Raw genomic sequence first — 24159 nt, 5'->3', positions numbered from 1 at the left:
GGCCCCCTACCGGATTGAGCGGCAACTCATCCGGCACCACCCGATACAGGAGGAACCACCATGACCACGATCCGCCGGAACTGGACCAACCGCGTGGCGAAGATCCGCGCGACGGCCCGCGCCTGCCGCGCCTACGACTCCGACAGCGGCACCATGGTGCCGGTCGACCCGGCGACCGCATTCGAAGCGTGGGAGAGCACACCGCGCGCCCGGCTCACCGAGGACACCCCCGGGCAGAAGTGGACGGTCCACGTTCACTCCAACCGGTTCTACGTCCTGACTGCCGAGGCCCCCGACGCCACGGGCGACAGCACGCCGGCCACTGCCGCCGAGCGTCCCGCGACGCCCACCGCCGCCCCCGGACGACCGCCCGGGCACCGGGCCCCCGAACCAGCCCGGGTACGCGACCACATCGCGGCCCGCACGCTGGTCCGGCGCGGGCAGGCCTCCGGCATGCCGGGCGGTGACCGACTGGGACACCTGCCCGACCTGGCGGTCGATCTCGTGGGCAAGACCGTCCGCGTCAAGCTCGCCCAGGGCTTCAGCCACGAGGAGATCCGGGACGAGTTCGAGCGCGAGCGCGCCGAGGCCGTGACCGGCGGGGACACCAGGAGGGTACGGGGCCTGGAAACGGTGCTCACGGTGCACGCCGCGATGACGGCCGAGGAGAACGCCCCCGAGCCGCCCGCCGGCCCCGGGCACCGGGCGCTGCCCGCCCCACCGGCCCCGGACTCCGCCCCCGCCGACTCCGGCGGCAGCTCCCCTGAGGAGCCGCAGGAGCACCGCGGCTCGCCCCGCACCGCCCGCGCGAGCAGTGACAGCGTGCTGTCCCGGATCGACGCAGCCCTGCACGACGGGGCCGTCACCGGCGATCCCGACGTCAGCGGCGACGCCATGCGGTCGGTGCCCCTGGCCGACCCGGGCGACATCATCCACGCCTACACCCGCGCCCAGGCCCTTGCGGACGGTGTCCTCACGGCCGTCGACGCCGCGCTGGCCCGCGAGGCCGGGTTCACGGTTCCCGTCGCCCTCACCAGCGCCGTGTGGGAGGGCTGCGTGGCCTGGAACGACGGCGACAGCGAGCGACAGGTGCCGCAGGACGAGCGCGGCCGCCTGTGGGACGTGCTGAACATGGCCCGGGCGGCGATCCGGCGCGGCGGCGGGGACAGCGACCGGGTCACCGTCGACCTGCGGCGGGTGCCGCGCGACGGCCGCACCCGCAAGGCGCTGCGCATCCAGCTCGTATGCGCGATCGGGCCCGGCGACCACGGCGAGCCCGTGATCACGATCATGGAGCCGCACGAGGACTGACCGCCGAGACCCCCGGGGCGGGCCACCGCCCCGGGGTCCTGGCCGATCACATCGCCGCAGTCCCCCGGATGAGCGGCAACTCATCCAGCACCAACCCGACAGGAAGGGCCCCGTCATGCCGTCCATCGCATACCAACTCGCCGCAGAGGCCGCGCCTTTGATGCAGGGCGGCGGCTGGACCGCCCACCCGTCCACCGCGTTCGGCACGCCCAGTGCCGTTCTGGAGCACCCCGACGGGCGGTGCATCACGGTCCGTCCCGCGCGGCGTGAGGGGTACGTCCGCGCGGCCGTCGCGTACCCGGACACGTCGTACAACCTCACGGAGGCGCACCGCCCCACGACCGAAATGCGCGCCGACCGGGGCGGCCCGGCGCTGGAACATGCCGTCCGCACCAAGCTGTTGCCGGTCTACAACGAGACCTACCCGCTGGTGCTCGCGGCCAACGAGAAGGCCCGTCGGCATGCCGAATCCCGGGCCGCGCTTGCAGGTCACCTCATGACGCTGGTCCCCGGAGCCGAGGTGATCCGCACCGAACCGTCCCCGATCGTCGAGTACTCCAGGCGGGGGACGACCGAGCGGGTAACCGCGCAGGTTCTCGGCGACGGGCACAACATCGTCACCTTCCGCTACGTCGGGGACGAGGCGACAGCGGCCGTGCTGAAGGCCTACGGAGACGTACGCCGCCGCACCGTACCGGCGCCGGGCGACCGCTCCGCCGGCACGCGCGAGGACGGACGATGAGCACGCCTCCCGCATGCCGCCGGTGCCCCTTCCGGCCGGGCGCACCAGCCTGGTACGTCCGTGCCGCCCGCCGCGCCCTGCCGACGAACCGCTTCCCCGCCGCCGAGCGCCAGCGGCTCACCGCCGCGCAGGTGGCTGTATCCGTCGGCCACTCGAGCGAGGACGGCACCGCCCACGTGACGCTGCTCATCGGTCAGCATCACGGCAAGCCGCCACGTCCCGGCCCGGCCCGCGACACCTGGCTGCGGGTACGCGCCGACGTCGCCGCCCACCTCCGCGACGCCGGGTTCGTGACCGCGTTGACCGGGGGCGGTGTGCGGGCCGCCGCGCCCCGGCCCGAGCCGGTCGCCGTTCTCCTGGAGCACGGGGACGTGTTCCGCGACGGACTCGGCGCCCTCGGCCGCTATCGCATCTGGTGCCCCGAGCACCCCCACCTCACCGGCCGCCTGCAGAACGCTCACGGCCTGGGCCCTCAGGTGTTCACGTACGTCTACGCCACGGAGCGGGCACGCAACTCCCTCTGGCCGACGGGTTTTCGCAGCCTGCACGACGCGGCCGAGGCATGGGCCGCCCACATGGGCCTGCCACCCGTCACGGTGACCGAGATCTGACCACCCCGCGCCCTGCACAGCACGGAGCGCACGGCACCCCGACCTGTGTGATTGCCCGATTATCGCGCTTCGAAAAAGGGTGTTGCCCCTCCCCCGCAAGAGCGTATAATTGATTTCATGAGCAAGCGGCAACTTGCTCGACACCAACCCGATCAGCACGAGGAGCAATCCGTGAGCGACACCGCAACAACACCGCTGCAGCGGGTCACCCTGCGGCTCGGCCAGATCCGCGTCAACCCACTGAACGTCCGGGAGAACCTCAACCTCACCGACACGTTCCTGAAGTCCGTCGCCGCCAACGGCGTGAAGGTCCCGGTGGTCGTCATCCCGCTGGACGACGAAGGCACGGCCTACGAGCTCAAAATGGGCCACCGCCGCTACGCCGCCGCCCGGACCACCAAGGACACCGACGAGGAGCGGGACGAGATCGAGGTTCCGGCCTACGTGCTCGACCCCGCCCTGCGGGAGGCCGGCGAGGACTTCATCGATCAGCTTCTGGAGAACGACGACGCCTACCGCGAGGGCCTGACCGAACTGGAGAAGGCCGACGCCCTGTTCGGCGCGGTCGACGCGGGCATGAAGCAGACGCGGGTGGCCCAGCTCACCGGCCGCTCCCGCAAGGACGTGTCCCAGGCGGTGAAGACCGCCAGGTCGGTCGGGAAGCGGACCCGTTCGGCGCTCGCCGACGCCGGTACGTACGACCTGGACCTGGAAGTCCTGGGCGTGCTGGGTGAGTTCGACGACGACCCGGCCGCCGTCGACCGGCTTCTGGAGGCCTACGCCAAGGGCCGCTTCGACTTCCAGGCGCAGTGGGAGCGCGACGACCGCGAGGAGCGGCTCGCCCGTGACCGTGTCCGCCCCGAGCTGGAGGCGGCCGGGGTGCGGCTGGTCGAGGACGCCGACTCACTGCCGCCGACCGCCGAGCCGGTCAGCGAGCTGGACGGTCCGGACGGCGGTCCCATGAGCACCGAGGCGCACGCCGACTGCCCCGGCCACGTGGCCACATGGGCCGTGAACCCCGCCGAGCCGGGCGAGGTGGACTACTACTGCACCGACCCCGACGGCTTCGGCCACTACCCGCCCGAGGAGGACGCCCCGGAGACGGAGGACGGCGGCGGCAGCGGCGCGCAGGACGACGGGAAGCCGGTCGCGGTGGCGTCGTCGGAGCCGTCGCGGGAGTACGTCATGGCGGGCAACAAGGCCTACCGTGCCGCCGAGAAGGCCCGGCACGGGTGGCTGAAGGAGCTGCTCGGCCGCAAGACCGCGCCGAAGCCGCTCGCCGCGTTCATCACCGTGCAGCTGCTCACCTGCCCCAAGCCGGTGGCTCAGTGGGTGGGTGACGCGGGCCGCCGGGAGCTGGTCAAGGAGCTGACCGGCTACGACCAGCCCGCCGAGCGCGCCCAGTCGGCGACCCCGGCCAAGCTCACCCTGCTGAACTTCGCGGTGCTGGCCGCGACGTTCGAGAAGCGGATGGGTGAGGTCCGGACGTGGCGCACCGACCGCGCCGCCCGCTCCTCCGTGCCTGAGCTGCGGGAGATCCGCGAGGACGCCCGCACGTGGCTGACGTTCCTCGGCGAGATCGGCTACCCGCTCTCCGGCGTCGAACAGGCCATCGCCGACGACGTGGCCTACCAGGAGAGCGAGCCGGACCTGGCCGACGCGGACGGCCAGGCCGACGAGGGCACCCCGGACGGCGCCGCGAGCGCCGAGGACGCGTCCTGACCCGCCGCCCGGGCCGGACCTGTCAGGTCCGGCCCGGGCCCCCTCCCCCGTTTCTGCGCGCCGCCGCCCGGAAGGCCCCGCCATGCTCCGCTCCGAACTGTCCCTTCGCACGCCCCTGTTCGTCGCCCAGGCCGCCGTCAGCAACCACACGGGACTCGTCGCCCGGACCGCACTCGCCATGCCGGCCGCGCCGTTCGGCTCCCCCGCCTGGCAGCTGCCCGCCCTGGTCTCCTACCTTCACCGTCTGCGCCAGGACGACGAGGACCCCGCCCCCGACCTGTGGCGGTCGCACACCGAACGCGCCACCGGCCCCGTGCCCCGGCCGCACCTCCGCTATCACGCCGATGCCCTGCACGACCCCGACGCGGTGTGCGTGCTCCACATCCAGCTCGGCCCGCGCGACGAGGACACCGGCTGGCCCGACGCCGACGTCGCCGTCATCGAGCAGGAGGAAGGCGCCTGCCCCTTCGGCCGCATCGCCCGCCGCCACGGCGCCGAGGCGATCGCCGCGTACGCCGCCGACGAGCTGACCGCCGAGCACGCCCGTCTCATGGACTTCGCCCGCCGCCACCAGGACGCCGCCTTCCTGCGACTCGCCGAACTCGCCCGGCGCGCCGCCGACTGGGCCCACCAGGTCCGCGCCACCGCACACGCCGATGCCGTGCACGTCCAGGCCGACCGCGCCCGGGCCCGCATCGCCCGCTGACCACCCCCCGCTCACCGCCGTCTGTGGAGGCCCGCGCCATGTTCGAACCCGTCTCCCCCACCTACGCGATCTCCGACACCGTCGTGGATCACCGGCTCAGCGGCCGGGGCCGCACCAGCGCCGACCTGCCCGGCGGCTACCGGCTGACCCTGCGCACCCGGGAGCTGCACGGCCCGCTCCAGGCCGCCCTGGCCGCGCCGTCTCCGACCGGTCCCGCGCGGATCTGCACCGCGCGCTTCAGCGCCTACGCGCCGACCCCCGCAGCGTCCCGCATTCTCGACGCGGTCACCCGCTACGCCCCCGCCCTGCCCGACGCCCGCGACGTCCACCCGCCGCTCGGGGCCGTCGCCCGGCTGCTCACCACCGGCGCGCCCTTCCAACGCCCCGGCGAGCCGGGCCTGTTCGTCGAGTTCGGTCACGCCGAGGCATGGCTGGACGGCCGGCGGCTCGGCGTCACCCTGGGACGCCCCGGCAGCGGGCTCAGCCTGGTCCTGGACGGCCCGTGGGACGCCCCGTCCACCGCCCGCCTCACCGCCGCCGTCCTGCGCGAACTGACCGACGCCGGTCAGCTCGCCGACGAGGCCGCCGCGCTGCTGATGCCCGGGCCGTGGCAGGTCGTAGCCGACCGGTGGCACCCGGCCGCCGCCCTCGTCCTGCCCGCCGACCTGCGTCCCGACCCGGAAGACCCCCTGGGCCGCCGCATCTCGCGGGCGCTGCGACAGGTTCACCTCCAGCTGCGCGCACAGCGGCCGGACTGGGACTTCCAGGAGCTGATCTCCGCCGACGGCTCCGCCGTCGCGCTGCGGATCACCCCACGCGACCGCGCCGTTCCCCGCATGGTGCGCAAGGTGGTCAGCACCAGCGCCGCCGGCCCCGGCGAGATGGGCAACACCCGCACGACGTTCACTCCCGCCGACCTGCCCGCACCCCCGGACTTCACCCCGGCCCCGCCGCCCGAGGAGGCCCCGTCCCTGGACCTTCACGTCGCGCCGAAGGACAGGCGCTACTCCTGGGGTGTCGAACTCGGCCTCGGCGACTGGGCATACGTCCTGGACCGCACGGCCGTGTTCTACGGGCCCGGCTGGTACCCCTTCCACGAGCACGTCACCCGCCGGGAACGGGACCCCACCGCCCCGCTCAACACCCTCGACGTGCCCACCGGCCGGACCGTGCCCGCGCGGGTGCGGCTCTCCCCCGACCTCCAGAACTGCGCCTGGGGCAACGAGTACGTAGAGCTCGTCCCGGTCGACCACCGGGTTGAGGCCCGGCTGAACCTGTACGTCGGCCGGGAGCACGCCTACATCCTGGTGCGCGAGGTCACGCTGGAGATCGACCTGCGGGCGAAGCGGGTGCTGCTCCCCGTCCGGATCCCCCCGGCCCTGCGCCACCAGGCGGAGGTCAAGGGCCGTCGGATCCTCGACCTGCTGCTGGCCGCGCGGCGCGAGCGCCGACGAGGGGCGCGCGAGCCGCGGACCGTCCTTGGTCCCTGGGACCGCGGCGCCCCGCCCGGCACCGACACCTGACGCGGCCCCAGCCACCGGGCGGAAGCCCAGGCCGCTGGCCGATCCACCCCCACCGCCGGTCCGGGGCGGCAACCCCGGACCGGCGCCGTTCACCAACCCGAGGGACGTACCCGTGAACGCCGTACTCACCGCCCCGGCCCGGCAACCGTCGATCCCGGCGGCGGGCACTCTGTATCCCGAGACGTGCACCTGCACGCCCGTCACCCGCTACGCCTGCGGTCACTGCTACCACGAACAGTGCGTGGACTGCGGGTTCTGCGCCATGGGCAGCTGCGTCTGCCACTGCGAGTACGGCCTCGGCTTCCACCCCGGCGCGTCGCCGCCCGAGGGGCCCATGTTCTGGCTCGGCGGGCACCGCGCCAAGTGGCTGTCCACCTGGGGCGTACCGATGTGCCTCTCGCGCAACGTGCTGACCGGCATGGTGACGCTGCCGCGCGCCGCCGAGGACTGGGTGTGCGACTCGGGCGCGTTCTCCGAGCTCGGCGAGCACGGCGGCTGGACCATCGGGCCCTACGCCTACGTCCGCGAGCTGCGCCAGTTCCGCGACGGGATCGGGCGTCTGGTCTGGGCCGGGCCGCAGGACTGGATGTGCGAGCCGGACATGGTCGCCAAGACCGGGCTGTCGGTGCGCGAGCACATCGACCGCACCGTCGGCAACTTCATCGACCTGATGGCCGAGGACCCCGGCATCGACATCATCCCGAGCGTCCAGGGCTGGCGCCCGGCCGACTACGAGGCCTGCCTGGACCTGTACGACAAGCGCGGTGTCCGGCTCGCGGACTATCCGCTGGTCGGGGTCGGCTCCGTGTGCCGCCGCACGTCGGTCAAGGACGTCGAAGCCGTCCTCGCGACCGTGGCCGGCGCAGGCCTGCGCCGCCTGCACGGCTTCGGCCTCAAAACGAAGGCGCTCGAATCCTGCGCCGGATACCTGGCCTCCGCCGACTCCCTCGCCTGGTCGCGCGACGCCCGCTGGAACCCTCCGCTCCCCCAGTGCGAGGGCCGGCACAAGAGCTGCAACAACTGCGTGCACTGGGCGATGCGCTGGCGCGAACGCGTCCTGGACGTCCTGCACGCTCCCCGCCAGCTGATGCTCCCCACGGCCTGACCACGGCCGACCGCGCTGGTCCGGGGCGGCAACCCCGGACCGGCGCCGTTCACCAACTCACCGCCCCGAGAGGACCCTTGTGATGTCAGCGTACGAACAGCCGCCGCTCGATCCCGGCGCCGTCTGCCAGCGGTGGAGGAACCGCCGCCACAGCTGGAGGCCGACCGGCGAGGGCGGCTTCGATCCGGCTCGCTACCGGGTCCGCGAGATGCCGAACAACCTGGTCCACACGGCGCGAGCCTTCGTCCGCGCCCACCACTACAGCGGCTCGTGGCCCGCCGTCCGCTTCGTCTACGGCCTCTTCGACACCGCCGCGCCGCCGGCGAGCAGTCTGGTGGGGGTGCTCGCACTGGGGATCCCGACCCAGGTCGCCGTGCTCACCTCGGTGTTCGCCCGGCTCACTCCGTACGAGGAGTCCCTGGAGCTGAACAGGCTGGTGCTGCTGGACGAGGTACCGGCCAACGCGGAGACGTGGCTGCAGGCGCGCGCCTTCCGCCTGGCAGCCGCCCGGGGGATCCGCGGGATCGTCGCGCACAGCGATCCCGAGCCCAGGGCACGCCTCACCGCCCACGGCCCCGAGCTGGTCTTCCCCGGCCACTACGGCACCATCTACCAGGCCAAGGGGATGGAGTACCTGGGCAAGACCCGGCCGCGGCGCCTGACCCTGCTGCCCGACGGGTCCGTTCTCCACGACCGCGCGATGTCCAAGGTCCGCAACGGTGAGCGGGGCCGCGCAGGGGTCGAACGGCGCCTGGTCGCTCTCGGCGCCCGCCCGCGTGACGAGAACGAGCCCGGCCGGGCCTGGCTGGAGGAGGCCCTGCAGGCTGTCGGCGCGCGGGGCGTAGCCCACGGCGGCAACCACCGCTACGCCGCCGGCATCGGTCCGCGCACCGGACTGCGGCTCACCGCCACCTCCTACCCCTATCCCAAGGCCGACCAGCGAGGTGCGGCATGACCACCGCTTCCGGCGCCGGCACCGGGGACACCGAGCTGGTCATCAACTGGGGCCTCGGCGTCGACAGCAGCGCATACCTGGTGAAGATGCTGGAGGACCCGCCCGCGCATGGCGTCGATCTGGCCCGCACCATGGTGATCCACCAGATCACGGGGAGCGAGTGGCCGAACACCTACGCCCACGCCGAGCAGCATGTGCTGCCCCTCCTGCGCGAGCGCCGTGTCAGGCTTGTTCAAGTCGCCCGGGCCAGCCGCGCGTTGGAGATCGTGGTCATGGACGACTCCCGCCGGCCCGAGCGGATCGTCCGGCGCGGCCCGTGGACGTTGGAGGAGGACGAGTACGAGGCCAACGGCACCGTTCCTCAACAAGGGGGCATCAGGCTGTGCAGCCTCCACGCCAAGGGCGAGGTCGGCGACGCCCTGATCGCCCAGGAGATCGGCGGCCGGCCGTTCCGTCAGGTGATGGGGTTCAATGCCGACGAGATCCCCCGCAGCCTCCGCGACCGGGGCGCGAGCAAGAACCCCCTGCGCCAGGGCGTGTATCCCCTGATCGAATGGGGGTGGGGGCGAGAGCGGTGCGAGGCGTTCCTGTACGAGCGGTTCGGCGTGCGGTGGGAGAAGAGCTACTGCACCTTCTGCTGCTTCCCGATCTCGATGGGCGCCATGGCGGCGCACCTGGACCGGATGCGCGCCCACCCGGACATCGCCGGGCGGGTGCTGCGCCTGGAGTACACGTCGGTGAGCCTGAATCCGAAGGCACGGCTGTTCGGCCGGGACAGCCTGCTGGAGAAGTTCGATCCGGACCGCCCCGCCGACCGTCCCGTTCTCGCGGCCTTCGAGAAGGAGCTCGCCGGCCCGTGGGCGCTGTATCACGTGCGGCGGATCCTGCCCGTCGCGAAGGCGGACCCGACCCGGCGCGGCCGGGCGCTGCGCTCGGTGGAGAGGGTCGACGTGGGCCGGGCGTCCGCCCTCGGCCGGCGGCTGCGGAGTGTCTCGGCGCGGCACGGCATGCCGGTCGAGGTCGACGAGCGCTACGGGCGGGTGCGGGCGTGGGTCCAGCGGCGCGGCCCGGCCCTCCCGACCGTGGAGGAACTGATGGTGACCGCCCCGCTCTACGTCCGGGACAAGCAGGTGTCGCACTTCGAACGGGCCTGGGCTGAGCATCGCGGCAGCCGGTCGTGACAGGCCCGGGACGCCGGCGAGATTGACAGCCGCACAGCAAGAGCGCCATATTGATTATGTACAGCGCGCGGTAAAAACGGTGGGCGGCGGAAGGCACCCTCTCACGAGGGTGTCGACCCAGGGCGGCAACCCCGGCCGAACGTCCCGCCGACCACCACACCAACCCGACCCGCCTGCCGGTGCGAACACCGGACAGACAAGAGGAGCAGGCCCTCAGTATAGGGCCGCGACCCGAACCGGAGAGCGCAATGCCCAACGCCCTGAACCCGCAGCGCCGCGTCGTCGGCGGCCGAGCGGTGGTCAACCGCGACTGGATCCGCGAGTTCACCGGCGCCAGTGTCGGCAGCGCCGCCCGCTGGTACAAGATCCGGCTGGAGCAGCCCGCGGAGCACCGCCACCCGGAGAAGGAGCGGATCGAGGGCAGCGACTTCTACGACGAGAAGCAGTTCCGGGACTTCTACAGGTGGTTCCAGCAGGACAAGCAGGACAAGGTCCTCAAGGCCGACCCCGCGCTGCACGAGCTCGACGCGGAAGAGGTCGTCTCCATCAACAGGGCCGCCGAGCTGCTGGGCTTCAAGCGAGCCTCGGCGATCCGCAAGTACCTCGTCTCGAATCCCGGCTACTTCCCGGACTCCGTCGGCGAGGTCGAGGGGCCCACCGGACGCCTGATCCCGGCCTTCCGTGTCGGCGACCTGCAGGACTTCGACACCAAGCGCACCGGGGACAAGCTCGGCAAGGTCGGCCGCCGGCCCGGAGCGCAGGCCGAGGCGCCCGTCGGGCGGCCCTCCGCCCTCGAAGAAGCGCTCGCGGCCGAGCTGGGCGCCCTCGCCGGCGAGGAGCCACTGACCGCCACGGATCTCGCGATCCGGTACGCCGCCGAGGCGATCGAGCGCAGCGGCGACCACCCGGGCCTGGCCAGGGAGCTCAGTGTGCAGTACGGCGGACCGCAGCGGTCCTGGAAGTATGTGGTGCACACCGCCCGCGAGCAGCACGCCGCGGTCGCGCCGGCGCTCTCGGATGCCGATCGGCGGGCGGACATCGCCCTGGCGGCCCTGCGTGAGCGCGGCGACGTCCGCGGGCTAGCCGCCTCCCTCGCCCGCGAGCACGGCGGCAGCCCCGATGTCTGGTCGCGCGCAGTGGGCGCGGCACGCTCCAAGCTCACCGACCCCACCCCGTGACCGCCCCACCAGCTGAGGAACGAGCCCCGATGTATCAGGTACGCGACACCCTCACCCGCCAGCTCCTCGCCGAGGGCCTGGTCGACTACGCCGCGGCCGAGTCCGCCCTGGACCGCCTCGACGACGAACTGGAACGCGACCTCTCGGCCAACGGGGAAGGCTCCGGACGCGTCCGGCTGCGCCTTGATGTCGAGCAGGTCACCGGCGATACCGTCCGGACCGTCGGACACCACGTACTTCTCCTCGGCGTCGACGACCCCACCGGCCCCCTGCCCTCGCTGTAGCTGCTGCGTCTCAGGCGAGCTGGCGTGGCTTGACCGATCCGGGGCTGCCGAAGCCGTTAGGGTCCCGGGTCGTGACGGAGAAGAGGGAACGGGGCTGTTTTTGCGGGTGCGGCGAGAAAGCGGAGATGGGCAGGTGGTTCGTTCAGGGCCACGACGTCACCGCGGCCGCTGCTCTGCGCGCTGTGAAGGAATCGCGCCTGCCGCACCAGCTGGTCGTGGCGGGGTTCGGCCCGGAGTGCTCGGTGGTCAAGGCGGCTGTCCGGGAGGCGGGCTGGGTACGCTGCCCAGGGTGCGCGTATGTCGGGCCGCCGGCCAACCACACCTGCACCGACGCCCCGGTCGGTGACCAGTCCTCCTCCTCACCCGAGCCTGGGCTGGATCAGGAGCACGAACGCACGCTTCCGGGCCCCGCCACCGCGCGGCTGGCCGAGTCCGGGGCCGCCCAGGGCCGATTGCTGCCCGGGGCGGCCGACCCGACGTGGGAGACGGTGCCGCTGCATCTTCGCCAGCAGCTCCGGGGGCCTGCACAGGAGCTGGTGTCGCCCGCACGAGGGTCGCTTGCGGCGCGGGAGAACCGGCGTCTGCTGTCCGCGGTGAGGGCCGCCGCCGGGATGCGGATGACCGGCGCACACTGGCTCCTACTGCTCACCACCGGTCGGCAAGCTTTCGGCAGCCCGCGCAGCCAGCGTGCTCAGTCGCTGTACGCGGTGCTGGAGCAGGTGACGGTCCAGCACACGGCGCTCTCCGAGGATGAGGGCGCTGACCTCGTCGTACAGCACAGCTGAACGGCTGCCGCGTCCAGTCCGACACCGCCACGCTGCATCAAGGCGCTGACCTGCACGCCCTTCCAGAAAGGGGGGTTGCGCCACACCAGAAAGAGCGTATAATTGATTTTATGCTTCAGGCGGCAACCTGGGGCGCCACCAGCCGACACAGGAGCAGACGTGATCAAAACAGAAGCCCGAACCGTGTACTGGACGGTGACCGTCTACGACCGGTACGGGTCCGTGCACCGCTCGACGGCGCTCCACGCATCAGCCGCCGTCCACCACCACGAGTTCTGGTCGTCGAAGCCGTCGACCGCCCGAGTGGGGTTCACCGAACACACGCTCGTCCAGGCGTCCGCCCTCGCCACCTTCGCGGACCTGCCGGGCTCGGGCGAGCGGACGCCGCTGCCGGGCCTCCCGGCCGGCGCGTTCGAGGTGAAGCGGTTCTTCCGGTTCGCCCGCGTACTGGAGGACGGTTCGCTGACCGGCCACGGTCCTGCCGTGCTCTGCACTGGTGACGACGTCCGCTACTTCTACGAGTGGACCGTCCAGACGCAGGGCCACGCCCACGCCGTCCATGTCGACGTCTCCACTCTCCGGATCCTCGACATCACCCTCACCCACTACACCCGTGACGTCCAACTCCATGACCTGCCGGACGACTTCACCACCTCGCTCGTGGGCGGCCTGGAGTCCGAGGGCCTGGGCTGGATCTCCAGCCACGAGAAGGCGGGACCGTGCCTGCGCGTCCCGCTGGCCGACGCTTCCGAGATCACCATCAGCGGCACACCCGCCGACGAGCACAAGGACGGCTCCGGGTGCGCTGAGGCCGCCCCCGGCGAGTGGCTCGCCGTCTGGGTCGGCGCCGGCGACGGAGCCGTCGAGGTCTACCGCTCTCCCCGCAGGATCCGGACCCGCGCCGCCGACACCGCGGCACTGACGGCCGCCGTAATCAAGTACGCCCGCCAGCACGGCGGCGCGCCCGTCCTCCGGGACGAGCCCCGGCAGTCCCGCGCCTGAGGCGCCTGCCCCATCACCTGTCGGCCGGGCGCGGCAACGCCCGGCCGACAGGCCACCAACCCAGCTCACAAGGAGATTCCGCCATGAGCGGCAGTCTGCAGCTCGGCCTGTTCCCCGACGAACACGAAGCCGCCCGCGTACCGGACCTCGTCCCGGACGAGGTCGACATCTACATCCTCAATCTCTCGGGCGGGAAGGACGGCCCTCGGGCCGCCGCCCTGGCCCTGGACACTGCGCGCGCCGCCGGCGTCGAGGACCGGGTCTACACGATCCACGCCTCGCTCGGCCCCTTGGAGTGGCCCGCCGTCACCGTCGACGGCATCCGCTACCCCGGCAGCAGCGAGCTGGCGGCCCTGCACAGCCGCGCCCTGGGGGTGCCTCCCGAGCGGCACATCGAAGTCCGCCGGACCCGGGAACTGGAGGGCGAACGGGTCCCCTACGACCTGTTGACCTACATCGCGGAGCGCGGTGACTGGCCGTGGAAGGGCGTACTGCCCTGCCGGAGCGACTGGAAGACCGGCCCCATCTACGGCGCCTTCAGCTCCATGGTCAGGGACCGCAAGAAACGGCTCGGCCGTCCGACGGTCTGCGCCAACGTCCTGGGGATCAGGGCCGACGAGAGCGCGGACCGCAAGAAGCGGCCCGCGCTGCGTACGACCACCGAGAACACGGCCCGGATCGTGCACGAGTGGTCCCCGGCGCACCAGGTCACCACCCAGGAGGTGAAGGACTGGACGGACGAGCGGGGCCTTCCCCACCAGTGGTGCTACGACTCCCGCCCCGGCGCCGGCGACTGGATGGGCTCCAGCCGCTGCTCGTGCTCGCTGTGCGTCCTCGCCAACCAGCGGGACCTCCTGCTCGCCGTGCGGCGCAGGCCTCGGCTGGCCGACTTGTATGCGCTCGTCGAGCGGGTACGGGGTGTCCCCTTCAACCCCAACACCAGCATGGCCGAGTTGATCGAGCGGGCGGGCCGGGCCAAGGCCCCTGATCCCGGGGTGGTCATCGAGGACGAGGGTCCCGAGTTCGACGCCATGGAGCGTGCCGTCGAGGCCGCGCTGAAGAAGCCCGCCAAGCGCGCTCGCTACGTCCGTCCCGCTTCTGCGGCGGATGCTCTGCCCGGCGGCTGCGACAGCTGCGCAGCAGGCGGCGCGGCCGCCCCTGTTACGGACCGGGAGGTGTGACGTGTACACCTCTGGCCACCTGTTCAGCGGAGGCTGGGGCGACGGCCGCGGCTTCATGAACGCGGGATACACCCCGCTCTTCGGCGCCAACCACAATCCGTGGGCCATCAAGACCGCCCGCGCCAACGTCCCGGACCTCTACACGCGAGAAGCAGCGATCCAGACCATCGACATGCGCACCCTGCCCTACGCGGACGTCCTGGCCGGCTCACCGATCTGCCGGGAAGCAACCCCTGCCGGCGGCAACAGCAGGGCCCGCGTGCAGCTGGAGTTCGACGTCGGCGACGGAACGCAGGGGAGGCCCAACCGGTGGGAGCAGACGCGCATGACCGCGTGGGAGCCCATCCGCTACGCCGACGTCCACGAACCGCTGGCCTATGTAGGAGAGAACGTGCCCGGGTTCTTCACCCGCAACCCGCGGCTCTTCGACGCTTGGCTGGGGGTGTGGGACGTCCTCGGTCGCCACGGCTACTACACGACGCTGGCCTGCGTGAACTCAGCTCACGTCACCGTCGAGATGCCGGACGGCACCGTCCTTGACCCGGTCCCCCAGTACCGCGACCGGCTCGTGTGGGTGATGGTTCGCAAGGACGTCGGCAAAGTGCCCGACCTGCAGCCCCGCCCCCTCTCGACCTGCCCGAACTGCGGTCCGGTACGGGGCATCCAGCACTGGCCGGGCGTTCAGAACGGCCGCGGCCGCCGCATCGGCGCCTACCTGCGCAGGATGCCCAAGAGCGGCGCCTCCCTGGCGAAGCGTTCGTACTACTACGTATGCCCGACCCAGCGGCGCCATGCGCGCGTCGAGCCGGTCGTCCGGGGCATCGGCGAGGTGATCGATGAGACGGTGCGCGGGCACCGGTTCGGCGACGGCCGCCAGGACCGTACCGAGTTCGAGGCGTACGCGCCTGCGGCCCGTGCCGGCGTGGTGGAGGGCCACAAGCTGTTCGGCGGCAAGCCGTTCATCGTCACCCGCCGCAACCACGGCGGCGCGACTTCCCTCGACGTTCCGATCGGGACGGTCACCGCTCAGGGCGGCGCCCACCACTACCTCGCGCGTCCCGCCCCGAACATGAACATCGACGCGTGCGAGTACCGGCCGCTGACCGTCGAGGAGAACGCCGAGGCCCAGGGATTCCCCGAGCATCACGAGTTCGCCGGTGAGGAGCCCGCTCGGAAACTCCAGGTGGGCGACGCGGTACCCGTAACGGTCGCCACCTGGACAGCTCTGGAAACGTTGAAGATTCTACCGTCCTGACGGCCCAGACGTCCGAGTGAGCAGTTCTCGTGCGCGGGTGCGCAACGCTGCGGCGCCCCAGGCGATGGCCTGGGGCGCCGTGTTGTGTCCGCCAGAGGTTGCTTCCTGCCTTCAGCGGTGGGCCGTGGAGCGATCCGTGCCCGAGTCACCAGGGTTCCTGTCCGGTGCCAGCGAGTGGAGTGAGCAGGCCGTGGCCGGGCCACAGAGGGGATCCCGCTTCCGCCCAGGCCAGGTGCTTGCCGACCTCGACAAGCACCTCGATCCGGTCGGCGGGCCCGTACGTACGCTGTGCTCCGGACGTGGGGTCGATGGTGCGGACCTCGCTGTGCGGGCCCGCGCACGCGAGGGCGTGAGCGATAACCGGCAGCCCCAGGCTGAGGGCGTCGCATTCGTTGTCGCGGATGAGCTGCAGCAGGTCGCGGGTCACGGCCTCCCAGTCGCCGACCTCCGTCCAGCGTGCGCCACCGTCGAGTTCGTGGGTGAGCGTGGACAGCGGCACGATCTCGCTCGGCCGACGGCCGCGGACAAGGTGGTCGTGGATGCGAACGCCGTCGGGCTGCCGTACGCCGGGGTGCAACAGCGAGGCTGCCGCGACAACGGACGTGTTGATCTCCTGGGCGCCGACCGGGTGGTACGGCTCGTGGGCGAAGAGGAGGTAGACGTCCCGGGAGCGGGTCATCGGGATGGGCTCGGGCTGCGGCATGTGCGGTGTTCCTTTCTGCAGGAGTGGGGTGGGTGCGTGCCGAGGTGCCGGGTCGGTTGCCGGCCGCGTGGCTTGCGGGTGCGGATCCGTGGGCTGCGCGGGGTCGGAGTCCGGGTTCGAGCCGGCCGGGCCGTCCTCCGTGGTGTGGTTGAGGATCTGGGTGACCTGGTGGACGAGTTGGACCATCAGGCGCTCGCGGGTGATGAGGTAGGCGGAGGCTGAGCGGGTGTCCTGGGTCTGGAGCAGATCGGCGGTGTCCCAGAGCAGGTCGTGGCCGAGCTCGGCCGAGCGGCGCAGCTCGTAGCGGTCGCTGCCGACGGCGGCCTGGACGAGGACGGTGTGCAAGGCGGCGAGACGGTGCAGGTAGCGGCAGGCGCCGTCACCTGCGACCGTGCGGACGTATTCGCGGGCCCAGGCGTCCAGCCGGTCGGGGAGGTACTCGGCGACCAGGGGGGCCAGGAGCATGGCCGGCAGGGCAACGGTGACCGGGATTCCGCGGTGGATGGCCATCAGGCCAATGAGCAGGCTGATGAGGGCCATGGAGGCGGTGGACAACCGCAGCGAGCCGGGGAGAGCACCGACGGCGATACGCCGGTCGGGGCGCCGGGTCACCCAGCGCAGGGCGAGGCGCTGTGTACGGGTGGCGGCCGGGGTGAGTACCCCGATCTGGTGGGGGATGGCCGGCGAACTGCCGTCTGCGGGTACCGTCCAGGCGAACCAGCCCCATCCGGTGCGCTCGTAGACGATCACGGGCTCGCAGGCTGCCGAGCAGGTGTGGTCGCGGATGTGTCCGGTCCTGAGGGCGCGGGAGCATTCCTTCTCCCACCGTCCCGAGTCGCGGGCAAAGGGGCGCTCGTGGTGTGCGGTCGGCGGTGGCGTGTGGAGGGTGTCGGTCACGGGCTGCTTCCTTCCAGGTGGTGGTCGGTCAGGGCGGAGGCACACGTGGTGCAGCGGCCGTCGCCGTGGGGGTGGGCGCGTCGCGGTGTGGGTCCGGGGCACGTGCGGCACAGCGGCCAGCCGAGGCAGGCCGGGCAGAGGTCCTCGCCGGGGGCGGTCCCTGGACGGCCGCAGCCGGCGCATTCGACGAGGGCCCGGTAGGTGAGTGCTTCGCTCACCGTGCGGGCGGCCGCGGAGTGGGGGTTCCGCCGGCGCGGCGGGTCGTCCCAGGCGGCCTGGTCGTGGTGGTCGGCCTCGATGGCGGGCGGCGGGTAGGCCTGGGCGGCGCGCAGGCGGGCGGCGATGATCGCGCCGACCGTCGTGCGGACGGGGTGGGGCAGGGGCCGGTCGGCGATGACGTGCCGGAGGTGCTCCGTGCTCCAGCCGGCTTCCAGCATCACGGTCACGATGCGGCCTTGATCGGTGAGCGTCTTCCCGGTCAGCAGCAGGTCGGGGCGGGCCGCTCCGAGGTCGAGGAGCAGCCGGATCCCCGGGTGCATCTCATCGGCTGCGGGCTCGGCCTTCGTGGCCGTTGCGTCCGGCTGGTGCCGGCGTCCCGGTGTGCGTGCGGCGCCGGTGGGGCGGCACGGAGGGAGGGGGCTGGTGTTCTCTCTGTTGGTCTTCTTTCTGTTGGTGTTCTTAGTGCCGGGATCAGCCAACGTTGGCTCAGCCAATCCTGGAAAACCCGACTCTGGCTGTGACGTGGCGTTTTCCAGAGCGGGCAGGTCGGTGATGAAGTACAGCGCCTGGCCGAGCGTGCCGTCGGGGTTGCGGTCGCGGCTGCGGCAGAGGAATCCGTGCTGCTCCAGCTGCTTGAGCCCGGTGGTGACCGCGTCGACGCCTTCGCGGCCTCGGCGCACGAGCTCGGCGACGGTTACCTGCCAGCCGTCCCGGTGGGTGCTGACGTACCCGAAGATCCCCTTTGCCTTGAACGACAGCCGGCTGTCCCGGAACAGTCCGTTCGCGATCTGCGTGTACTGATCGGCGGCCATAACACCCCGGCGGACCCCCGCCCCGAAACCGGCGTCGCGTTCGTCCTCGATCGCAAGGGCGGAGGTGGCCCCTGGGGCGGAGATCTCGACGACGGCGGGACGGTCGGTGATCGAGTAGACGACCTCGCCGAGCGTCCCGTCCGGGCGGCGCAGGCGCTCGCGGACGAGGTAGCCGTACCGCTCCAGTTCCTTCAGGCCGGCGCGGACCGCCTCCCGTCCGTCGAGGCCTTGCGAGACCAGGTGGGGGATGGTGATCTGCCAGCCGTCCCGGTGGGTGCTGACGTACCCGAAGATCCCCTTCGCCTTGAACGACAACCGACTGTCCCGGAACAGTCCGTTCGCGATCTGCGTGAACCGGTCGGCCGCCATCACACCCCGGCGGACCCCCGCCCCGAAACGACTCACCGCCGTGCCCTGGACGCGGGCTGCGCGCCGTAGCCGGGGCAGGACGCCGGGACCGCCGGCGGGGGGCCGTCTCCATTCCCGGGTGTGGGGAGGTGCGTGCGTTTCATGCCGACAGATCACCCGCCGGCCCCGACCGGTCCGGCAGCCACGAACCCCGACCACCGGTCACGATCCGGCAACGGAGGCTGTCTACCTGCCGTGGTCGGGGTCATGGTCGGGCCGACCACGCATCTCCAGCGCGGTTTCCCGGAAGGTGCGCAGTCCGGTTGCGCAGCCCTCGGGCGGGCGTTGCGCACGGCGGCTGCGCAACCGGGCGTGGGTCCTGCGCGGTCGGAGTGCGTGCCCGCTGCGCATCTGATGTGGCGCCTCCCGAATCCTCGTTGCGCAGGTCTGGGGAGGCTCTGCGCAACGCCGGCCGCGCGCCACGTCGTAACTGGCATCCGGCTGCGCATCAGTGCGAGCCCGGCGGCTGCGCGGACCGCGGCCGCGTAGCGGCGGTCGGGCCGAAGGCTCTGGGGCGGGCACGACCGCCGGTTCGTTGCCTGCCCGTGGTCGGGCCTGTGGTCGGGCCGACCATGACCCCGACCATGGGCTTCGTGTCCCCATCGTGACCGTGGTCGGGGTCTGGTGGTCGGTGGTCGGGTCGGGGCCGACGGGTTTTCTCAAGGTCAGCAACATTCGTCCTGACCTGGGAGTTTGAACATGTCCCCTGGCCTGCAGGCCTCACAGAGCGAGGCCGCTGCTCCGATGGTGGCGGGCGCCCGCCTGGAGGCGATGCGACGTCGCGTCCGCCTCTCGCGCGTGGCGGTCTGGACCGTCATCGCGGCCGGCCCGATCGCCCTGTGCGTCGCCGTCGCCTCCACCCCGACCACGGTGCAGGCGGCCACCTCGGACAAGCCCACCGCGGTGCGCACTGCGGCCGCCGGCAACCCGAGCGGCTATGCGCAGGTGTTCCTTGGCGCCTGGTTGCGCAGCAGCGCGGGCGACGAGACGAGTGCGCAGGCGCGGCTTGCGCAGTCGATGGCGCCGGACGTCGACCTGCCGGAGCCGGCCGCCGATGCGCAGTCGGCGCCGCAGTCGGTGACGGCGGTGCGCAGTGCGCAGCGCGGCACTGGGGCGTGGTCGGTGACCGTGGCTGCGCAGTACTCCGGCGGCTCGGTGCGCTACTACGCCGTGCCGGTGGCCGCCGACCGGTCCGGTACCTCGTTCGCGGTGACCGGTGTGCCCGGCGTGGTGGCCGGCCCGGCCCGGGCCGAGGTGCCGGCGTCGCCGTATGGCGTGAGCGTCCCGGACGGTGATCTGTCCTCCGCGCTCGGCGAGTTCCTCGCCGCGTATCTGACCGGGTCCGGAGAGGTCGACCGCTACCTCGCTCCCGGGGTGAACCTCACCGCCGTCTCCCCCGCCCCGTACACGGCGGTCTCCATCGAGCAGGTCCTGGCCGCCGAGGAGGCCGCGGCCGCCGAGAAGGTGCCGGCCGACGGCACGAAGGTACGCGTCCTCGTCCGGGTGGAGGCCCAGGACGCCGGCGGCCGGTGGCCGCTGGCCTACGAGCTCACCCTCAAGGCCCGCTCGGGCCGGTGGGAAGTCGCCGCGCTGGAGTCCGGGACCGCCCAGGGCGGAGGTGCCCGGTGAACACGGTGCACTCCCTGATGCTCGCGGGGCAGCTCAACGACCTCGGCAACAGCTGGATCGACATGTTCAAGGAGTGGGCGACCAAGGGCCTGCAGGCCGGTCTCCTCGTGCTGGTCGTCGTGGTCATGGTCCAGAAGTTCTCGCTGAAGGCCGGCATCGGCGCCCTGTTGTTGATGATCATCGCGCTCGGGCTGTACAACTCCCGCGACAGCCTCGCCAACATGTTCGAGGACGAGGTGAAGAACCCGGCCAAGGGCGCACCGGCCTCGCCCGGCGTCGTCCGGTCCGATCTCCCCGTGTCCCGTGACCACTCTCCGGGCGTCGGAGGCTGGCTGTGACCGCGGCCGCGGCACGGGTGGGCCGCTACTACACCGCCGCGCGCCGTCACCCCTGGGTCCTGGGCAAGGTCGCCGACTGGAAGATCCCGCTCGGCCCCTACACCCCCGCGCAGATCGCACTCGCCGTCGGCGGCGGCTTCCTCCTGATCAAGACGATCAGCTGGTGGACGTGGATGGGGCCCATCCCCATCGTCGCGTGGCTGCTGGCGATCTGGGCGGTACGCCGGCCGAAGATCCGGGGCCGTGCCCCGCTGCAGGCCGCCCTCGGCTGGGTACTGCTCGGCTGGCAGCCGCGCGGAGGCCGGATCGGCGGGCGGGCCGCCCGCGACCGCGCCCCTCACCCCCTGCTCGGCGGTTTCACCATCGAAGGGGCACCCGTGCCCGGCCCTGCGGCAGAGGCCAGGCTCGCCCGGCGGCCCGCACATCGAGCGCCGCTGAAGCCGCCCGGCACCCGTCGCTCCTCCGCGCCGCGCAGCCGCCCGGAGCCGGCTGTTCCCGCAGAGCCGGCGGGGCCGGTGTCGGGTGTGCAGCAGCTGCTCGCGCTCGCGCAGCACGGTGGGGGTGTCCGGTGAGGGTTCCGATCCGTCACATCGCCGGGCACCTCGTGTGGTCGACACACGGCAGTGTGTGGGCCCTCTATCGCCTGCACCCCGGAGCGGACGCGCGGGGCCAGCGTGAGGACACCGTGCAGGGCACCTACCTGCCCGCGGCGGTCCGCGACGAACAGCTGGCCAAGATCACTCACTTGATCCGCTCGCTGTCCGGGGCACCGCGCCTGTTCGGGCTGTGCGCGCAGGTCGACCCGGGTGAGATCGCCCTGCGCATGATCGAGGGCATCGAGCCGGCCGAGCAGGCGCCGGGCGCGGGCCGGCACCCGTGGGTGGAGAACGTCGAGGCCGCCCTGGGCCTGCTGGACGACCAGGAGATGCACCGCCGCACCCTGTGGCTGGCCGTGCCCTTGCAGACGGAAGGCACCGGCTTGCAGGTGTCGGCGTCCGTGGGCGCGGCATGGGCGGAGATCGCGCCGATGCTGGGCATCACGCCCGTGCCGGTGGCCCGGCGCGAGGTGAACGCCTACCGCGAGCAGGCTTCCCGGGTGGAGGCCGCGCTCGCCGGCGGCCTCGCCTTCCGTCCCGCCCGTCCGGCGGAGATCGTGTGGATGATCCAGCACGCCCTTCACCGCGGTCTCGCGGAACCGCTGCTCGCCGAGGCCGAGAGCAGCGACCTGTACGGCGGGCAGCTCAGGGGCGGCGTGCTGCGCTCCCCCAGCTACGCCGAACTCGGCCAGGTCCGGCTGCAGGAGGGCGGCATCGATCCCGAACTCGACGATGCCGACGAGCTCAAGAGTGCAGGCCGGATCACCCGGTCGGGCCGCACGGCCTGGTGGCGGCTGAACACCGGCTCGCCGCTGGGGCGGCGCTGGCTGCAGGTGGAGTCCGACGCCGGCGTCGGCTACCAGGCGCAGCTGGCGCTGGCCGAGTGTCCGCCCGCCATCGCCCAGGATGCGGCGGATCTGTTCGCGCAGCTGGAGTTGCTCGACTTTCCCGTCGACTACACCGTCGACCTCACGCTGCTGCCCGCGGAGAAGGCCCGCGACCAGGTGCGGCGCAAGAAGAACGAGCTGGTCGACCAGGCCGACCAGTACGACGCCCGGCCCACCGGCATGCCGGCCTCGCTCACCGAGGCAGCGCGCGACCTCGGCGAGCTGGACGCCCGGCTGTCCCGTACCTCCGTCGAGGTCGAGGTCCAGTCGGTGACCGTCCTGACCGTGTGGGGCCCGACCGCCGCCGTGTGCGATGCCCGGGCCCGCGCCCTGACCGCGCTGCTCGGCGGCGCGGACTACCGCGCGGTGCGCCCGGCCGGCCTGCAGGAGGCACTGTTCACCCTGGGACTGCCCGGCACCGTACGGCCCGGCGTGGTGCGGGAGTTCACCCAGCATCAGGTCAGCGAGGACTGGGCGCTGGGCGGCGCCTTCACCACCGCGGAGGTCGGCGACCCGAACGGGATGTTCCTCGGCATCGACCTGGACAGCGGCACGACCCGCCCCGTGATGATCAACGTAGCCGACGCACCCAAGGTGGACGCCTCGGCCTCGATGGGAATCGTCGGGGATCTCGGCGCCGGCAAGAGCGTCCTGCAGAAGCTGATCGCGGAGGCGGTGTGGGCGCGCGGGGGCTGCGCGATCTGCATCGACCGCACCCCCGTCCGCGAGTGGGCGACCTTCGCCCGCACCGCGGCGAGGGGCCGCGCCCAGATCATCGACGCCGCGCGCGCCGAGGTGAGCATCGACCCGCTGCGCATGTTCAATGGCCCTGAAGGCCGCCACTACGCCCTGTCGTATCTGACTCTGCAGCTCGGGATCGGCCCGATGAGTACCAGTGGCGAGGTCCTGCACCACGCGGTCGAGCAGGCCGCCGCCGGCCCGGATCCCTCCATGCACCGCGTCCTTGAGGTCCTGGAGGAGATGGCGACGAGCGAGGTGGGCAAGCGGCAGGACGCCGCGACCACCCTCGCCGGTCTCATCCGCGTCGTGGCCGGCAACTCGCTGGCCCGTATGGTCTTCGACCCCACGCTGCCGCCGGTGCGGCTGGACGCCTCCAGCGCATCCGACATGATCGTGATCACCACGACCGGCCTGAAGCTGCCCCCGAAGGCCGCGTTCGACAAGCCCGAGGTCCTGCACCAGCAGCCGCTGGAGGCGCTCATCGGCCGCGCCGTTCTCTACCTGATCGCCGCGATCGCCCGGCAGACGGCTTTCGAGGACCCGGAACGGTTCACCGCAGTCGTGGCGGACGAGCTGTACTGGCTGACGTCGTCGGCCGAAGGCACCGCTCTGGTCCACGAGATCCTTCACGACGGCCGCAAGCACGGCGCCGGCCTGCTCGCCGGATCCCATGACGCGGAGGAACTCGGCCCCGACCGAGGACTGATGGCCTACCGCGCTCTCGCCCGCACCACGGACCGTGAACGCGCCCGCCGCGGGCTGGAGTTCGTCGGGCTCGACCCGAGCGACGCGGCGTTGGTGCGGCTGGTGACCACCGGTCTGTCCCCTGTCGGCCAGCGGGGCCGGGAGGGCGAGTTCCTGCTGACCTGCCCCCGGCAGAACACCGGCCGCATCAAGGTCTCCATCCCCCGCATCGCGCGTATCACCACGTCCGTCACCACCACACCGGGACGCCGCCCCAGTGCGGCCGCGCCCGCCGCGGCCGGCGCCGATGCCGGCGGGGCCGTGAACGTCGAATCGAAGGAGCACGTCGGATGACCGCCGCGTCCTGGGACCGCTCCCGGCGCATCGCCACGGCAGCCAGCATCGCCACCCTGATCATCGTGGCTCTCGGCGCGGTCGTCCTCGGGGTGATCCTGCCGGATGCGTGGTGGCCCCACACCGGGCAGGCCTTCGCCGCCGACGCAGGCGACGCACACCACGACCCCTGCACCCTGATCGTCGGCCCGGCCAAGGCCTACTGCGAGCGCGGCACCGCAACCGCCGAGGCTGCACCGGACCGGCACGCCGTGTCCCGTGCAGCGTGGCAGCTGGCGCCGGCCTGTGCAGGCGTGGCCGCCCTGGTGGTGTGGCGGCTGCAGCCCTCGGCTCGGCAGAGGCGGCGCTGA

Annotated in this window: 22 protein-coding genes; 20 read left to right on the top strand and 2 right to left on the bottom strand. The window is 72.4% G+C overall.

Annotated features, from left to right (window positions below; genetic code table 11):
- Positions 1-60: 60 nt before the first annotated feature.
- The 15 genes from ACGF5O_RS47815 to ACGF5O_RS47745 all read left to right on the top strand — a co-directional run bounded on the left by ACGF5O_RS47815 (position 61) and on the right by ACGF5O_RS47745 (position 15541).
- Positions 61-1311 carry a DUF6573 family protein gene (locus tag ACGF5O_RS47815; protein ID WP_393816243.1) on the top strand — a complete coding sequence of 417 codons (1251 nt, stop codon included), beginning with the start codon at positions 61-63 and terminating at the stop codon, positions 1309-1311.
- 115 nt (positions 1312-1426) lie between these two features.
- Positions 1427-2053: a hypothetical protein gene (locus tag ACGF5O_RS47810; RefSeq protein ID WP_393816242.1), complete on the top strand. Its 627-nt coding sequence runs from the start codon at positions 1427-1429 to the stop codon at positions 2051-2053.
- Positions 2050-2664 carry a hypothetical protein gene (locus ACGF5O_RS47805; RefSeq protein WP_393816241.1) on the top strand — a complete coding sequence of 205 codons (615 nt, stop codon included), beginning with the start codon at positions 2050-2052 and terminating at the stop codon, positions 2662-2664. The genes ACGF5O_RS47810 and ACGF5O_RS47805 overlap by 4 nt, the downstream gene beginning before the upstream one ends.
- 171 nt (positions 2665-2835) lie before the next feature.
- Positions 2836-4386 carry a ParB/RepB/Spo0J family partition protein gene (locus tag ACGF5O_RS47800; RefSeq protein WP_393816240.1) on the top strand — a complete coding sequence of 517 codons (1551 nt, stop codon included), beginning with the start codon at positions 2836-2838 and terminating at the stop codon, positions 4384-4386.
- A gap of 82 nt (positions 4387-4468) precedes the next feature.
- On the top strand, positions 4469-5092 hold the full coding sequence (locus ACGF5O_RS47795; RefSeq protein ID WP_393816239.1) for a hypothetical protein: 624 nt from the start codon (positions 4469-4471) through the stop codon (positions 5090-5092).
- A 38-nt stretch (positions 5093-5130) separates the two neighbouring features.
- Positions 5131-6615 (top strand): hypothetical protein, encoded by a 1485-nt coding sequence (locus ACGF5O_RS47790; RefSeq protein ID WP_393816238.1) that lies wholly within the window; start codon positions 5131-5133, stop codon positions 6613-6615.
- Between the two features lie 112 nt (positions 6616-6727).
- A complete protein-coding gene (locus tag ACGF5O_RS47785; RefSeq protein ID WP_393816237.1) occupies positions 6728-7720 on the top strand; it encodes a hypothetical protein in 993 nt (330 codons plus the stop codon).
- Between the two features lie 82 nt (positions 7721-7802).
- Positions 7803-8675: a hypothetical protein gene (locus ACGF5O_RS47780; protein ID WP_393816236.1), complete on the top strand. Its 873-nt coding sequence runs from the start codon at positions 7803-7805 to the stop codon at positions 8673-8675.
- The gene (locus ACGF5O_RS47775; protein WP_393816235.1) at positions 8672-9856 is read left to right on the top strand and encodes a hypothetical protein; all 1185 of its coding nucleotides are present in this window, start codon (positions 8672-8674) and stop codon (positions 9854-9856) included. Before ACGF5O_RS47780 ends, ACGF5O_RS47775 begins: the two co-directional genes overlap by 4 nt.
- Positions 9857-10104: 248 nt before the next feature.
- Positions 10105-11034, top strand: a complete 930-nt coding sequence (locus tag ACGF5O_RS47770) for a hypothetical protein (protein ID WP_393816234.1) — start codon at positions 10105-10107, stop codon at positions 11032-11034.
- 29 nt (positions 11035-11063) lie between these two features.
- Positions 11064-11318: a hypothetical protein gene (locus ACGF5O_RS47765; RefSeq protein WP_362657847.1), complete on the top strand. Its 255-nt coding sequence runs from the start codon at positions 11064-11066 to the stop codon at positions 11316-11318.
- 71 nt (positions 11319-11389) lie between these two features.
- Positions 11390-12103 (top strand): hypothetical protein, encoded by a 714-nt coding sequence (locus ACGF5O_RS47760; protein ID WP_393816233.1) that lies wholly within the window; start codon positions 11390-11392, stop codon positions 12101-12103.
- A 159-nt stretch (positions 12104-12262) separates the two neighbouring features.
- Positions 12263-13105 (top strand): hypothetical protein, encoded by an 843-nt coding sequence (locus ACGF5O_RS47755; RefSeq protein WP_393816232.1) that lies wholly within the window; start codon positions 12263-12265, stop codon positions 13103-13105.
- A gap of 83 nt (positions 13106-13188) precedes the next feature.
- Positions 13189-14286, top strand: coding sequence for a phosphoadenosine phosphosulfate reductase (locus tag ACGF5O_RS47750; protein ID WP_393816231.1), 1098 nt, complete (start codon positions 13189-13191; stop codon positions 14284-14286).
- Position 14287: 1 nt separating this feature from the next.
- Positions 14288-15541 carry a DNA cytosine methyltransferase gene (locus ACGF5O_RS47745; protein WP_393816230.1) on the top strand — a complete coding sequence of 418 codons (1254 nt, stop codon included), beginning with the start codon at positions 14288-14290 and terminating at the stop codon, positions 15539-15541.
- Between the two features lie 145 nt (positions 15542-15686).
- Here the strand turns inward: ACGF5O_RS47745 and ACGF5O_RS47740 are convergent, their stop codons facing one another.
- Both ACGF5O_RS47740 and ACGF5O_RS47735 read right to left on the bottom strand, forming a co-directional pair.
- A complete protein-coding gene (locus tag ACGF5O_RS47740) occupies positions 15687-17141 on the bottom strand; it encodes a hypothetical protein (protein ID WP_393816229.1) in 1455 nt (484 codons plus the stop codon).
- Positions 17138-18577, bottom strand: a complete 1440-nt coding sequence (locus ACGF5O_RS47735; protein ID WP_393816228.1) for a hypothetical protein — start codon at positions 18575-18577, stop codon at positions 17138-17140. The genes ACGF5O_RS47740 and ACGF5O_RS47735 overlap by 4 nt, the downstream gene beginning before the upstream one ends.
- A gap of 702 nt (positions 18578-19279) precedes the next feature.
- On the opposite strand from ACGF5O_RS47735, the gene ACGF5O_RS47730 reads away from it, so the two are divergent.
- Genes ACGF5O_RS47730 through ACGF5O_RS47710 form a run of 5 tightly spaced genes read left to right on the top strand, consistent with a single transcriptional unit; the run spans position 19280 to position 24159 of the window.
- On the top strand, positions 19280-20209 hold the full coding sequence (locus ACGF5O_RS47730; protein WP_393816227.1) for a conjugal transfer protein: 930 nt from the start codon (positions 19280-19282) through the stop codon (positions 20207-20209).
- The gene (locus tag ACGF5O_RS47725; RefSeq protein WP_393816226.1) at positions 20206-20547 is read left to right on the top strand and encodes a hypothetical protein; all 342 of its coding nucleotides are present in this window, start codon (positions 20206-20208) and stop codon (positions 20545-20547) included. The genes ACGF5O_RS47730 and ACGF5O_RS47725 overlap by 4 nt, the downstream gene beginning before the upstream one ends.
- A complete protein-coding gene (locus ACGF5O_RS47720) occupies positions 20544-21119 on the top strand; it encodes a hypothetical protein (protein ID WP_393816225.1) in 576 nt (191 codons plus the stop codon). Before ACGF5O_RS47725 ends, ACGF5O_RS47720 begins: the two co-directional genes overlap by 4 nt.
- Positions 21116-23809 carry an ATP-binding protein gene (locus ACGF5O_RS47715; protein ID WP_393816224.1) on the top strand — a complete coding sequence of 898 codons (2694 nt, stop codon included), beginning with the start codon at positions 21116-21118 and terminating at the stop codon, positions 23807-23809. Before ACGF5O_RS47720 ends, ACGF5O_RS47715 begins: the two co-directional genes overlap by 4 nt.
- Positions 23806-24159 (top strand): hypothetical protein, encoded by a 354-nt coding sequence (locus ACGF5O_RS47710; RefSeq protein WP_393816223.1) that lies wholly within the window; start codon positions 23806-23808, stop codon positions 24157-24159. The genes ACGF5O_RS47715 and ACGF5O_RS47710 overlap by 4 nt, the downstream gene beginning before the upstream one ends.

The organism is Streptomyces sp. NPDC048291, from assembly GCF_043201715.1.
Taxonomy (GTDB): domain Bacteria; phylum Actinomycetota; class Actinomycetes; order Streptomycetales; family Streptomycetaceae; genus Streptomyces.
The sequence above is the reverse complement of the archived record's forward strand: the minus strand, read 5'-3'. Positions and strand labels throughout refer to the sequence as shown.